This is a genomic window from Nevskia soli (genome assembly GCF_903970205.1).
Lineage (GTDB): Bacteria > Acidobacteriota > Terriglobia > Bryobacterales > Bryobacteraceae > Bog-113.
Genome location: NZ_CAJCHS010000227.1, coordinates 1 through 12,310 on the forward strand (window position 1 = coordinate 1; position 12,310 = coordinate 12,310).

Below are 12,310 nucleotides of genomic sequence, written 5' to 3' on the forward strand. Positions count from 1 at the left end.
TTTCTTGATCGATCATGACCTGTCATGATAGACTCGCTTCATCGGAGTAGAGCCCGTTCTTATGCCCCAGACCCGTGAAAAGTTCGCCACACAGGTTAATGCCGAAATCCTGTCGGCGGTTCGCGCGCTGGCGGACAAAGAAGGCCGTCAAATCCAGGTGCTCGTGGATGAGGCGTTCGCCGACCTGATCGAAAAGCGCAAGAAGCAAACGCCGCGCGCGCACGTTATGGGCGCGTACCTCGCCAGTCACGAAAAGTACGGCCCGCTCTACAAAAAGCTCGCGGAGTGATGGATTACCCCACTGTGTCCGAAGTGCTGGCCATGCACGCGGATCAGATCGAACGCTATGGCGGCTCGCACGGCGTGAGAGACCCCGGTCTGCTGGAAGCCGCACTCTATCGGCCGCAGACCGGTTACTACGCCGACGTGATCGGGGAAGCAGCCGCGCTCTGGGAGAGCCTGGCGCAGAATCGCGCCTTCGTCGACGGCGATAAGCGGACGGCCTTCGCCGCCACCTATACGTTTCTCGCCATCAACGGCGTGCATCTGACGGCGGACGCCCAGGAAACATGGGAATTCATCGCCGCGCTGTACGAAGCCAACCAGTTCAGCTTCGACAAGCTTGTCGCGTGGCTGCGAAATAATGTGAAGCAAAACGGGCCTGAAAACTAGCTCGATCCAGCGGTACGCGGAAGGAAGCCGTCCCGACTCCATATTGCCTCGCCAAACAACGTAAAAGGTGCGTTTTCGCTACTAAGTACGAGCCCCACCACATTCGATCATTGACATTCGTGTATGGCTTCGGACAGCATAGTGCGAGGAGCTTCGCTCAGAAATGAAGCTGTATATCGGTAATTTGCCCTTCAAGGTGAACGAGGCGGATGTCTCGGGATGGTTTCAGCAGCACGGGGTAACGGTGGATTCGGTGACGATCATGCGCGATCGTTTCTCGAACGAGCCACGGGGGTTCGGGTTTGCGGAAATTCATGACGATAACGAGGGACACCGGGCCATCGAAACCTGCCACGGGCAGCAAATGAACGGACGCGCGCTGGTGATCAACGAAGCGCGGCCTATGCCAAAAGGTGGGCCGCCGCGGGGAGATCGCGGGGATCGGCCGCCCCGCCGCGAGCGCGGGAATTATTAAGCGTCTCGGGAACGGCTAGTCATCGGGGAGTAATCAGCCCGCCCAGTTTGCCAGCGTCCCCCGCAACCATCCTCTGAAATCGGGTCGAGTAAGCTTCCAGGTATTTCAACCCCGAACCTGTGTTGTAGATCACGACGGTTTCCTCGCGCCCAGCCTCGCGCCCAATTACGCCCGATTGGATGAGCTTCTCGAGCGCGCGTACGCAGGCTGCGCCTTCCGGCGCGATAAACAATCCATCTTCTGAAGCAAGTTCTAACCCGGCGTCGACAAGATCGCGATCGCTCACCGCAATCGCCGTCCCGTTGCTCTTGCGAAGAATGTCGAGGATGAGGAAATCCCCCAGCGGTTTGGGAACGCGCAGCCCGCTGGCGACGGTTTGCGCTCCGGTGAAGAACTGGCTTCGTTCCGCGCCCTGCTCGAAGGCGCGCACGATGGGCTGGCAGCCTTCGGCTTGAACGGCGATCATACGGGGACGGCGGGAATCGATCCAGCCGAGCGCTTCCATCTCCTCAAACGCTTTCCACATGCCGATGAGTCCCACGCCGCCGCCGGTCGGGTAAAGAATCACGTCGGGCAGCTTCCAGTCGAGCTGCTCGGCCAGTTCGTAGCCCATCGTTTTCTTGCCTTCGACGCGGTACGGTTCTTTCAGCGTGCTGATTTCAAACCAATTCTCGATCGGGGCGCGCTCGGCGACGATCCGAGCGCAATCGCTGATCAGGCCGTCGACGAGGGTAACGCGGGCGCCGTACGCCTGGCACTCGATGAAATTCGATTGCGGCACGTCGGCGGGCATGAAGATATGCGCTTCGATTCCGGCGGCGGCGGCGTACGCGGCCGACGCGCTCGCCGCGTTACCGGCGGAAGGAACCGCGACTTTTCGAATGCCGAGCTCGGCGCATCTGGATATCGCGCAAGAGAGCCCCCGCGCTTTGAACGAACCGGTCGGATTGATTCCGTCGTCTTTGACAAAAAGGTGCGGAATCCCCAGGCGGCGGCTGGTGTTCGGGACCGAAAGAAGCGGCGTCCACCCCTCGCCGAGTGAGATAATGAAAGCTCTATCTTGAACGGGCAAAACAGGTGCGTAGCGCCACATGGACCGGGGCGTTTTGTTGAGGCTGTTGCGGTTCCACTCCCGGCGGGTTCGTTCCAGGTCATAGCGGGCGAGCAGCGGCCCTTCGCAGGTGCAGAGATTCTGCGGCTGGGACGCCGGAAATTTAGTACTACACACACTGCACTCCAGATGCGTCAAACTAGAAAGAGTCCCATTCGTCATCTCATGTTCACCCGTCGTGCCCACCGCCGTCTCGTTGAGTGTATCGGAGCCCTTGGTATTTGCGGGATGTTCAGTGGCGCAGCGCTGCATGCAGGGGAGCGGATCGTCCTGAACACCGGTTTCGAGATTCACGCGGATTGGCACGAAGTGAACGGCGACGCGGTGCTGGTACATGATGGCTCGGGGGTGACTCAGCTTCCGGTGTCGTCCATTCGCGAGTACAAAGTCGAGGAGTATCTGGAGCCGACGCCCGCGCCGATCGTTCCCCAGCCAACTCCAGTGGCCGCGTCTCCGGCGGTAGGCGGCGGCTCGGTTGACCCCAAGCAGCTGGTCCGCGACGTGATCGCCAAGCAGAATCTGCCGCCGGAGATGGTCGCTTTGGTCAACTCCGTGATGAAGCAGGAGTCGGGGTTCCACGCCGGCGCGGTGTCTCCGAAGGGCGCCATCGGCCTGATGCAGCTGATGCCCGCAACGGCGCGCGATCTGGGCGCCAATCCCCAGGATCCCGCGCAGAACGTGGACGCCGGTACGCGCTACCTGACCGCGCTGCTGAAGAAGTACGAAGGCCGCGACGATCAGGTAATTCGCGCGCTGGCCGCCTACAATGCGGGGCCGGGGGCCGTCGATAAATATAACGGCGTGCCGCCTTATCGCGAGACGCGCGATTACGTGCGGAAGATCGTGAAGAATTACCAGGCTCAGACCGCCCAAACCGGCGAATAAATCCCTTTCTCCTCAACGCCGTTCGCTAAACTAAAGCATAGACATGGACAGTGCCAACTCGTTCGGCGCGGCGACGGATTTGCGCGTCGGCGATGCCGAATTTCGCTATTACAGACTTGCCGCGCTTGAAGAGAAAGGAATCGCGCGTATCTCGCGCCTGCCCTTCTCGACCAAGATCCTGCTCGAAAACCTGCTGCGTCACGAGGACGGCAAGAAAGTATCGGCTGAAGACATCGATTTCGTGGCGCGCGGCGTCGGCGGCCCGCAAGCCAAAGAGATCAGCTTCATGCCGGCGCGCGTGCTGCTGCAGGATTTCACCGGTGTGCCGGCCGTAGTCGATTTGGCCGCTATGCGCGACGCGCTGCGATCCATGGGCGCGGACCCGAGTAAGGCGAATCCGCTGTTGCCCGCCGATCTGGTGATTGACCACTCGGTGCAGGTGGATCAGTTTGGTTCGAAGAACGCGTTTTCCATGAACGCGCTGCTGGAGTTCCAGCGTAATCGCGAGCGCTACATGCTGCTGCGCTGGGCGCAAACGGCGTTTACGAACTTCCGCGTGGTGCCGCCGGATACGGGCATCGTTCATCAAGTTAACCTGGAGTATCTGGCGCCCGTTGTGTTCCGGAAGAAGTCCGGCGAGCGGACTTATGCGTATCCCGACACCTTAGTGGGAACCGATTCGCACACGACCATGATTAATGGGCTTGGCGTCGTCGGTTGGGGGGTTGGTGGAATTGAAGCGGAAGCTTGTATGTTGGGGCAGCCGATTTCGATGCTCCTGCCTCCGGTAGTTGGATTCAAGTTGCACGGTAAGATGCCGGAGGGTTGCACGGCGACCGATCTGGTGCTGACGATCACGCAGATCCTGCGCAAGAAGGGTGTCGTCGGTAAGTTCGTCGAGTTCTATGGAAACGGGCTAAGCGCGCTAAGTCTGGCGGATCGCGCAACGGTTGCGAACATGGCGCCTGAGTATGGCGCGACGATCGGCTTCTTCCCGGTTGACTCGGAAACTTTGAACTATCTGCGCGCTAGTAATCGCGATGCGCAGTTAGTCGCGTTAGTGGAGGCTTACTCCAAAGAACAAGGTCTGTTCCGGACCGATGATCTGCGCGATCCGCTCTTTTCAGACACTGTGGAGTTGGATTTAGCGACGGTTGTCTCCTCGATGGCCGGACCGAAAAGGCCGCAGGATCGCGTCAATGTGCCGGAGGTACCGGCGAATTTCCAGACCGCGTTCAAAGATTTCCTGAAGAAGAAATCGCCGATGTCGATCGACGGCTTCTCGGGGAATCTCGAAACCGGAGCCGTGGTCATCGCGGCGATCACCAGCTGTACCAATACGTCGAACCCTTCGGTGATGGTCGCGGCCGGACTGCTGGCCAAGAAGGCTGTCGAGCGCGGGCTGAAGTCAAAACCGTGGGTCAAGACGAGTCTGGCGCCGGGGTCTAAAGTTGTCTTCGATTATCTGACTAAGTCGGGACTTATGCCCTACCTGGAGGCTTTGAACTTCCACTTAGTCGGTTATGGCTGCACAACGTGCATCGGCAATAGCGGGCCTTTACCGGAGCCGGTTGCGTCGGCGATCCAGAAAGAGAATCTTGTCGTGGCGGCGGTGCTGAGCGGCAACCGCAATTTTGAGGGCCGCATCAACGCGTTGGTGAAGGCGAACTATCTCGCTTCTCCGCCGCTCGTGGTTGCGTACGCGCTGGCCGGAAACGTGAGTTGTGACATGCAGAAAGACTCGCTCGGCAGCGATGCTGAAGGCAGGGCGGTGTATCTGCGCGATATCTGGCCGACCACCGAGGAGATCCAGGCGACGATCCGGTCGACCATCGACGCTGAGATGTTCCGCAACAGCTACGAGCAGGCTTTTACCGGCGACGATAACTGGCGCGGCATGTCCGTTCCCACCGGCGAGAACTTCGCGTGGGACCCGGATTCGACTTACATCAAACATCCGCCGTACTTCGAGAAGATGGTCGATCCCGCCCGCGAGATCAGAGATCTCAGCGGGATGCGCGTGCTGGCTTTGTTAGGCGATTCGGTTACGACCGATCACATCTCGCCCGCCGGCTCGATTCCGGCGGATAGTCCGGCCGGGAAGTATCTGATCGAGCAAGGGGTCGCACCGAAGGACTTCAACAGTTATGGCGCGCGCCGCGGTAACCACGAAGTTATGGTGCGCGGAACACTGGCGAATATCCGGTTGAAGAATCAACTCGCTCCGGGTACGGAAGGCGGCTACACGGTCTACTTACCGGGAAACGAGCAGATGTTCATCTACGACGCTTCGGTCAGGTATCAGGCCGCCGGTGTCGGGCTCATCATTTTAGCCGGCAAAGAGTATGGCACCGGCTCTTCACGGGATTGGGCTGCGAAGGGCGTCAACCTACTCGGCGTCAAGGCGGTTATTGCAGAGAGCTTCGAGCGCATCCACCGCACCAACCTGGTGGGGATGGGCGTGCTTCCCCTGCAGTACCTGCAGGGCGATACCGCGCAGAACCTGAAACTCACCGGCAAAGAGAGTTACTCCATTCTGGGGATCAGTGCCGCTCTGGAAGGTAAACCGCGGGCGAAGGTAGTCGCGCGGGCGGACGATGGCAGCGCGAAAGAGTTCGAAGTGCAGGTTCGCATCGATACCCCGCAGGAAGCCGAATACTTCCGTAGTGGCGGCATCTTACCCTACGTGCTTCGCCAGTTAGCCGGCCAACCGGTAGGCGTTCCCGCCTGATGTTCGACACAATCGAGAAGAAGGTCGCGGAAGCGTTTGCTTCGGCGATTGCGCTGCGCTTTGGTATCGAGAAGCAGGTAGGCCTTGAGCAGCCGAAACAGACGAGCTTCGGGGAACTGGCGGTTCCGGCCGCCTTCCAGCTCGCGCGAGAGTTGAAGCAGCCGCCGCGCAGGATTGCCGAGCAGTTAGTGGAAGCGATCGGTCCGATTCCCGGCGTCAAGTCGCTGGAGATCGCCGGTAACGGATATGTGAATGTCCGGCTAGACCGCGGTGCTTATGCCGACTTACTACTCCGCGGCGCGAGAGAGGCGCAGACTGTACCCGGTAAGATCATCGTCGAGCACACTAACATCAATCCGAATAAGGCCGCGCATATCGGGCACTTACGGAACGCGGTGCTTGGCGACACGTTCGTCCGCATGCTTAGATCCGCCGGACGCAGTGTGGAGGTTCAGAACTATATCGACAACACCGGCGTACAAGTGGCCGATGTGGTGGCCGGATTTCACTATCTGGAGCACAAGACTCCCGGCGACGTTCGCGCACTAATCGCGGCTACGCGGTTCGATTACCTCTGCTGGGACTTATACGCCCGCACCAGTCAATACTACAAAGACAACCCTGAGTCACTCGCGTGGCGTGGCGAAACCTTGCATGCCATTGAGGCAGACGAGGGGCCGCTTGCTGAGATCGGACATCTTGTCGCGGATGCAATCGTCAGCCTGCACCTGGGTACGATGCTGCGGCTGGGAATCGAGTACGATGTTCTCCCGCGCGAGAGCGAGATTCTGCACCTCCAGTTCTGGGCCGCGGCGTTCGAGCTTCTGAAGAAAACCGGCGCAATCTACTTTGAAACTGAAGGTAAGAACGCGGGCTGTTGGGTGATGCCCGCAGAGGCTTTCTCGACCGATGCGGAAGCTGAGGACGGTAAGGTGATCGTTCGTTCGAACGGCACCGTGACTTACGTTGGTAAGGACATCGCCTACCAGTTATGGAAGTTCGGACTGCTCGGCAAAGACTTCTACTACCAGTTACTCCTGCGGTATCCGAGCGGCCATGAGGTGTGGGTCTCGACGGTTATACCGACGACAACGCCTACCCCATCGTTCGGGCATGCGCACCGTGTCTACAACGTGATTGACTCGCGCCAGTCGTATCTTCAGGACGTGGTTGTCGCGGGTCTTAAAGCTTTGGGCGCGCAGGATCAAGCGACTCAGTCCGTCCATTTCTCTTACGAGATGGTGGCGCTGTCACCCCGGTGCTGTGTGGATCTCGGCATTGCGTTATCGGAAGAGGATCGCCGGCGACCGTACATTGAAGTAGCGGGCCGCAAGGGCCTGGGCGTTAAGGCGGACGATCTGATCGATCAACTCATCGCGAACGCGCAGCTCGAAGTAGCCTCGCGACACGCGGAGGACAGCCCTGAATCGAGGCAGCGCGTAGCAACCGCGATCGCGGTCGGGGCGCTACGCTACTTCCTGCTGAAGTTTACGCGGAACACCGTGATCGCCTTCGATTTCCAGGAAGCTTTGAGCTTCGAAGGCGAGACCGGTCCGTACGCGCAGTACGCGGCCGTGCGCGCGCGTAACATCTTCCGGAAGCTAACCGAGCGCGGGGAAGAGACGCCGGACTTTGCCGCAGAACTCAGCCGCGAGGCGATGGAACGGCAACTGGAATCGGAAGACTTCTGGCAGATGTTAGTCGCCTCTTCCAAGACTGACTCGTCCATCGAGCGGGCCATTGCATCGGGAGAACCTTCGAACGTGGCGCGCTACGCGTTCCAGCTCGCGCAGACATTCAATAACTTCTACCATCAGTACCCGATCCTCTCCGAGCAGGATCGGGAACGCAAGGTGTTTCTACTCTGGATGACGGAGTTCTTTCGAGCCCAGTTAGAACGAGTACTCGGGGTACTCGGGATTACTGTACCCGAGTATATGTAAAATACCGCATCTGCTCAACCGGAAATCAATCACTCTCGGAGGGTCTTTCAGAGCCGCGACGGTAACGGAGCTGGTGCCCCGGCAAAAGTAACCTTCGAATGCCTTTCCTACGAAAAACCGAAATGCCCCGCCGGTATCCCGTGGGGCATTCCGCTTTCCCGCGGTCAAAGCATTCGAAGCTTCTTTTCCGGAGCACCAGCTCCATGACTGTCGCGGCTCAGCAAACCTCCGCCTTGCCGGATTGAACCGGATATGACTTAGTGTGGCGAACGCCGCTGCTAGGGCCTTTTATCAATAAGTCAGAGGGTAGAAGCGGCCGATCGTGCGGGATCGAAAAGCGCAGTTCTCGGCCAAGCAACTACGCGAACGCTTCGTTCACTAACTGGGCTTGTTCGGCATCGTGCAGCTTCTTCGAGCCCGTTGCGGGGCTGGAATTCTCCGCGCGGCCAACATAGCGTAACTGACGAGCGCCAAGGAGCGGAGGAAACTCATCCTGAATGAAGTGCCACGCGCCCATGTTCTTCGGCTCTTCCTGTACCCACATGGCTTCCTTCGCGTTCGGATAAGCCGCCAGGTGGGCGGCCACTTGATCCGTTGCAAGCGGGTAGAGTTGTTCCATGCGAAAGATGGCCGCGTTCAACGGCTTCAACGCGTCGAACTTAGCGAGTAAGTCATAGTAGACTTTGCCGCTGCAGAAGATCAGGCGAGTTACCTGCGAAGCATCGGGGCTGCAAGCTCCCGGAAGCACTTCCTGGAAGCGTCCGGTTGTCAGTTGATCGAATGTCGACACGGCCTTCGGATGCCGCAGAATACTCTTCGGAGTGAAGATGATCAACGGCTTGCGAATCCCGCGCATGTCCGCGCCGCCGCGCATCTGACGCCGCAATAAGTGGAAGTACTGCGCGGGGGTGGTGCAGTTACAGACTTGTATGTTGTTGCGGGCGGTCAAGGTGAGGAAGCGTTCCAGGCGCGCGCTGGAGTGTTCCGGACCTTGTCCTTCCTGTCCATGGGGAAGTAACATCACCAAGCCGGTACTTTGTCCCCACTTCTCTTCGGCGGTGGTAATGAACTGGTCGATCATGATCTGCGCGCCGTTGGCGAAGTCGCCGAACTGGGCTTCCCACAAAGTAAGTGTTAATGGGTCGGAAACGCTGTAGCCGAACTCGAAGCCGACGACGGCGTACTCGCTCAAGCTACTGTCGAATACATCGAAGGGCGCCTGATCGGGCGAGAGATGTTTCAGCGGGATGTACTTCGACCCATTCTCGTAATCATAGAAAGCCAGGTGGCGCTGGGAGAAAGTACCGCGCCCGGAATCCTGTCCACTAAGACGAACCGGCGTGCCTTCAATCACGAGGCTACCGAACGCGAGCGCCTCGGCGAAGGCCCAATCGATCGGGCCGCCGCGTTCGAACGCTTCGCGGCGCTTATCGGTAAAGCCGCGCAGCTTGGGATGTACGGTGAAGGTATCGGGGAACCGCGTACTGCCGTCCACGACACGCGCGAGCAGCTCGATTGGAACCGCCGACTGTCCCGGCACGGTAAGCGCGACTGCTTCATCATCACCGAAGTCGACTAACTCGTCGGGGACCGCGGCCTTGCCCTTTTCGGCGTCGAACGCTTGCGCCAGACGTTCCGCCTCCTGCTTGCGCAGGTGTTCGGCGTCGGCCTTCGAGATCACCTTCTCGCGAGCCAGCTGATTGGCGTATAGAGTTGCGGCCGACGGATGATCTTTGATTTTGCGGTAGAGAATCGGCTGCGTGTAGCCGGGATCGTCGCCTTCGTTGTGGCCATGGCGGCGATAACAAACCATGTCGATGACGACATCTTTCTTGAACTCCTGCCGGAACCGGAAGGCAAGTCTCGCGACGCGCTCGGCGGATTCGGGATCGTCGCCATTCACGTGGAAGATGGGCGCTTGCACCATGCGCGCAATGTCCGTCGAGTACTGGCTGGAGCGGGCGCCGGTCGGCATGGTAGTGAAGCCGATCTGATTGTTGATGATCAGATGAACCGTGCCGCCGGTCGCATAGCCATCGAGCTGCGACAGGTTCAAGGTTTCCGCAACAACACCTTGGCCGGCGAAAGCGGCATCGCCGTGAATCAGGATGGGAATCACGCGCGCGCGGTCGACATCGCCGAGCCGATCCTGCTTGGGACGTACGATACCTTCGACGACCGGGTCGACTGCTTCTAAGTGGCTCGGGTTCGGCGCCACGGAGACGATTAAGTCGGCACCGGAACGTGTCTGGCGGAGGTTAGTCGCGCCTAAGTGATACTTCACATCGCCGGAGCCCTGGATACTATCCGGGTCAGAGTAACCTTCAAACTCGGAGAAGATCTCGGGCAGCGGTTTACCGACGCACGTCGCGAGTACCGTCAGGCGGCCGCGATGTGCCATTCCCATAACTACTTCAACCGCCGTGTCGCGAGCCGCTAAGTCAAGGATCTCTTCAAGAATTGGGATCGCGGTTTCAGCGCCTTCGAGCGAGAAGCGTTTCTGACCTACGAAGCGCGCATGCAGGAAATGCTCGAACTCTTCGGCGCGCGTCAGATCCTTGAAAAGCTGCTTTTTCTCGGCCACGCTGAACGGAGCGTTATTGGCGGTCGGCTCCATATGATGCTGCAGCCATGCTTTCTCCTCGGGAGACTGGATGTGCATGTACTCGCAGCCGATCTTCGCGCAGTATGTCTGGCGCAGTTGGTCGAGGATTTCGCGCAGCGTACCGTGGCGCTGTTGGTCCCGGCCGGATTCGAGACCGAGCGTACCCATGAGGAACTGGCGATCGAGGTCCCACACTGTAAGTCCGTAAGTCAGCGGATCTAACTCGGGGTGGTAAGTCGCCGGGCCGCCACTTAGTGGATCTAGATCCGCGATCAGATGCCCACGCACGCGATACGCGTGAATGAGCTGCATCACCGCGGCTTGCTTGGCGATGTCGCTGGCCGGAACCATTCCAGGCGCAGCCGCGGGTTTATCTTCTTCCCAACTAACTGCTCGATACGGCACGCGCAGGCTGAAAAAGATGTCGTCGTAGAAGCCTTCTTTGCCGTTGAGCAGATCTTCCAGGCGGCCGAGGAATGCGCCCGATTCCGCGCCCTGAATGATGCGGTGATCGTAAGTGCAGCTTACACTCATGACCTTACTAACGCCGAGCTGCGCGAGGGCATCGTTGGAAAGGCCCTTGACGCCCGCCGGGTAGTCCATCGACCCGGTGGCGACGATCGCGCCCTGGCCAACCATCAGGCGCGGGATCGAGGCAACGGTGCCGACGGTCCCGGGGTTCGTAAGGGAGATGGTGGTGCCGGCGAAATCCGCCGGAGTTAGTTTGCCGCCGCGACCGCGGACCACGAGATCGTCGAAGGCTTGCAGGAATTGCGAGAAAGTCAGCGTTTCCGCGCTCTTGATGCTGGGAACCACCAGACTGCGCGCGCCGTTCTTGCCGGCGACGTCGATCGCAATGCCGAGGTTGACGTGCTTGCGAACGATGCGGAACGGCTGGCCGTCCTGTTCCGCGAACGCCGTGTTGATTACGGGAACGAATTCGGCGGATTTCACAATCGCCCAGCCGATCAGGTGCGTGAACGAAATCTTGCTGGCGCCGGTGAGGGCACGGTGGTGATTCAGCAGACGCCGGTTCTCATCGATGACCTTGACGGGCATGACGCGCTGCGAGGTTGCGAGCGGAACCGAGAGGCTGGCGATCATGTTCTCGGCGATACGGGCGGACGCGCCTCGAAGCGGAACGAGTTCTTCGCCGTCGCCCGGCGCGACAGCGGCAACGGGCTTTGCCGGCTGCGCTTCCGGGCGCGCGGCCGACGTGCCGTTGGCATATGTTGCGGCACCGTTTCGATCGCCGTTTCGATCCCGGCTTGAATCGAAGATCGGCTTCCAGCTTTCGTCTACGGAGCTGCGGTCGAGCCGGTATTGATCGCGCAACTCCTGTTCAAACCAGCTGTTGATGCCCAGCTGGTCTTCTAATGCGGAGTCCATGGAGGGTGAGATGACCTTCTTTCTCTAGTCTATGGTAGCTGAGGCGCGCAACTTCGGCGTCACTCGTGTCTTCACCGTTAAGCGGTTGGATTGGTTTCGTTTCTCAGGTTCGGAACTGGTTCCCGGGTTCAAAACCGGCTTTCCCAGGTTAAAAACTGGGTTTCCCGGGTTCGTTTTAAATCGGCAAGTCCTTTGTTTCTAACAACCTCCCAGGTTCGTTCCGCCACTTTTTTTACTGGCTCGGAACATTTGAGCGCCACATCCGAATGGTGCGGCCGAGCGCGGCTCTCGTTTGGCGAGTGACTGGGCTGCGGGTTTCGACGTTCCATGTAACGCTCACTATTGCTGCACGCGACGGAGCGTACTCGGTGAGCACCCGGTCCCATGGTAGCTGCGGCGGGCTGGAAAACAAGGCGCTTCAGTTTGAGGAGGAGGGTTAAGTCGCTGGGGTGATTCGCGTTGCGGTTATTTGCTTGCGCTGTGAACGGTTCTGCGGGGG

9 protein-coding genes are annotated in these 12,310 nt (G+C 59.4%); 6 read left to right on the plus strand and 3 right to left on the minus strand.

All coding sequences use genetic code 11. The features are described from left to right. The first annotated feature begins 61 nt into the window (after positions 1–61). From H1Y01_RS10300 to H1Y01_RS10310, 3 genes are all read left to right on the plus strand, one after another. Complete coding sequence (locus H1Y01_RS10300; protein ID WP_180540434.1) at positions 62–289, plus strand: hypothetical protein; 228 nt, start codon at positions 62–64, stop codon at positions 287–289. Then, positions 289–672 (plus strand): type II toxin-antitoxin system death-on-curing family toxin, encoded by a 384-nt coding sequence (locus H1Y01_RS10305; RefSeq protein WP_219341438.1) that lies wholly within the window; start codon positions 289–291, stop codon positions 670–672. Before H1Y01_RS10300 ends, H1Y01_RS10305 begins: the two co-directional genes overlap by 1 nt. A gap of 163 nt (positions 673–835) precedes the next feature. After that, complete coding sequence (locus tag H1Y01_RS10310) at positions 836–1,147, plus strand: RNA recognition motif domain-containing protein (protein ID WP_180540436.1); 312 nt, start codon at positions 836–838, stop codon at positions 1,145–1,147. A gap of 19 nt (positions 1,148–1,166) precedes the next feature. On the opposite strand, the gene H1Y01_RS10315 is transcribed toward H1Y01_RS10310, so the two are convergent. Continuing rightward, the gene (locus H1Y01_RS10315; protein ID WP_180540439.1) at positions 1,167–2,420 is read right to left on the minus strand and encodes a threonine synthase; all 1,254 of its coding nucleotides are present in this window, start codon (positions 2,418–2,420) and stop codon (positions 1,167–1,169) included. 66 nt (positions 2,421–2,486) lie between these two features. On the opposite strand from H1Y01_RS10315, the gene H1Y01_RS19810 reads away from it, so the two are divergent. From H1Y01_RS19810 to H1Y01_RS10330, 3 genes are read left to right on the plus strand one after another with little or no spacing between them, the layout of a single operon-like run. After that, entirely contained in the window at positions 2,487–3,143 is a 657-nt protein-coding gene (locus H1Y01_RS19810; RefSeq protein ID WP_301331914.1) for a lytic transglycosylase domain-containing protein, read from the plus strand. Positions 3,144–3,186: 43 nt separating this feature from the next. Beyond that, positions 3,187–5,874: an aconitate hydratase AcnA gene (gene acnA / locus H1Y01_RS10325; RefSeq protein WP_301331915.1), complete on the plus strand. Its 2,688-nt coding sequence runs from the start codon at positions 3,187–3,189 to the stop codon at positions 5,872–5,874. After that, on the plus strand, positions 5,874–7,817 hold the full coding sequence (locus H1Y01_RS10330) for an arginine--tRNA ligase (RefSeq protein ID WP_180540437.1): 1,944 nt from the start codon (positions 5,874–5,876) through the stop codon (positions 7,815–7,817). Before acnA ends, H1Y01_RS10330 begins: the two co-directional genes overlap by 1 nt. 358 nt (positions 7,818–8,175) lie before the next feature. Here the strand turns inward: H1Y01_RS10330 and H1Y01_RS10335 are convergent, their stop codons facing one another. Together H1Y01_RS10335 and H1Y01_RS19510 are read right to left on the minus strand one after the other, a co-directional pair. Beyond that, on the minus strand, positions 8,176–11,811 hold the full coding sequence (locus H1Y01_RS10335) for a multifunctional oxoglutarate decarboxylase/oxoglutarate dehydrogenase thiamine pyrophosphate-binding subunit/dihydrolipoyllysine-residue succinyltransferase subunit (RefSeq protein WP_180540438.1): 3,636 nt from the start codon (positions 11,809–11,811) through the stop codon (positions 8,176–8,178). A 128-nt stretch (positions 11,812–11,939) separates the two neighbouring features. Next, positions 11,940–12,310 (minus strand): hypothetical protein (locus H1Y01_RS19510; protein ID WP_219341440.1); only part of this gene is annotated, 371 nt, incomplete at its 5' end.

Bases quoted from the DNA above. Each gene is read 5' to 3' on its own strand.
- H1Y01_RS10300 (WP_180540434.1), top strand. From the start codon at position 62: ATGCCCCAGACCCGTGAAAAGTTCGCCACACAGGTTAATGCCGAAATC.
- H1Y01_RS10305 (WP_219341438.1), top strand. From the start codon at position 289: ATGGATTACCCCACTGTGTCCGAAGTGCTGGCCATGCACGCGGATCAG.
- H1Y01_RS10310 (WP_180540436.1), top strand. From the start codon at position 836: ATGAAGCTGTATATCGGTAATTTGCCCTTCAAGGTGAACGAGGCGGAT.
- H1Y01_RS10315 (WP_180540439.1), bottom strand. From the start codon at position 2,420: ATGACGAATGGGACTCTTTCTAGTTTGACGCATCTGGAGTGCAGTGTG.
- H1Y01_RS19810 (WP_301331914.1), top strand. From the start codon at position 2,487: ATGTTCAGTGGCGCAGCGCTGCATGCAGGGGAGCGGATCGTCCTGAAC.
- acnA (WP_301331915.1), top strand. From the start codon at position 3,187: ATGGACAGTGCCAACTCGTTCGGCGCGGCGACGGATTTGCGCGTCGGC.
- H1Y01_RS10330 (WP_180540437.1), top strand. From the start codon at position 5,874: ATGTTCGACACAATCGAGAAGAAGGTCGCGGAAGCGTTTGCTTCGGCG.
- H1Y01_RS10335 (WP_180540438.1), bottom strand. From the start codon at position 11,811: ATGGACTCCGCATTAGAAGACCAGCTGGGCATCAACAGCTGGTTTGAA.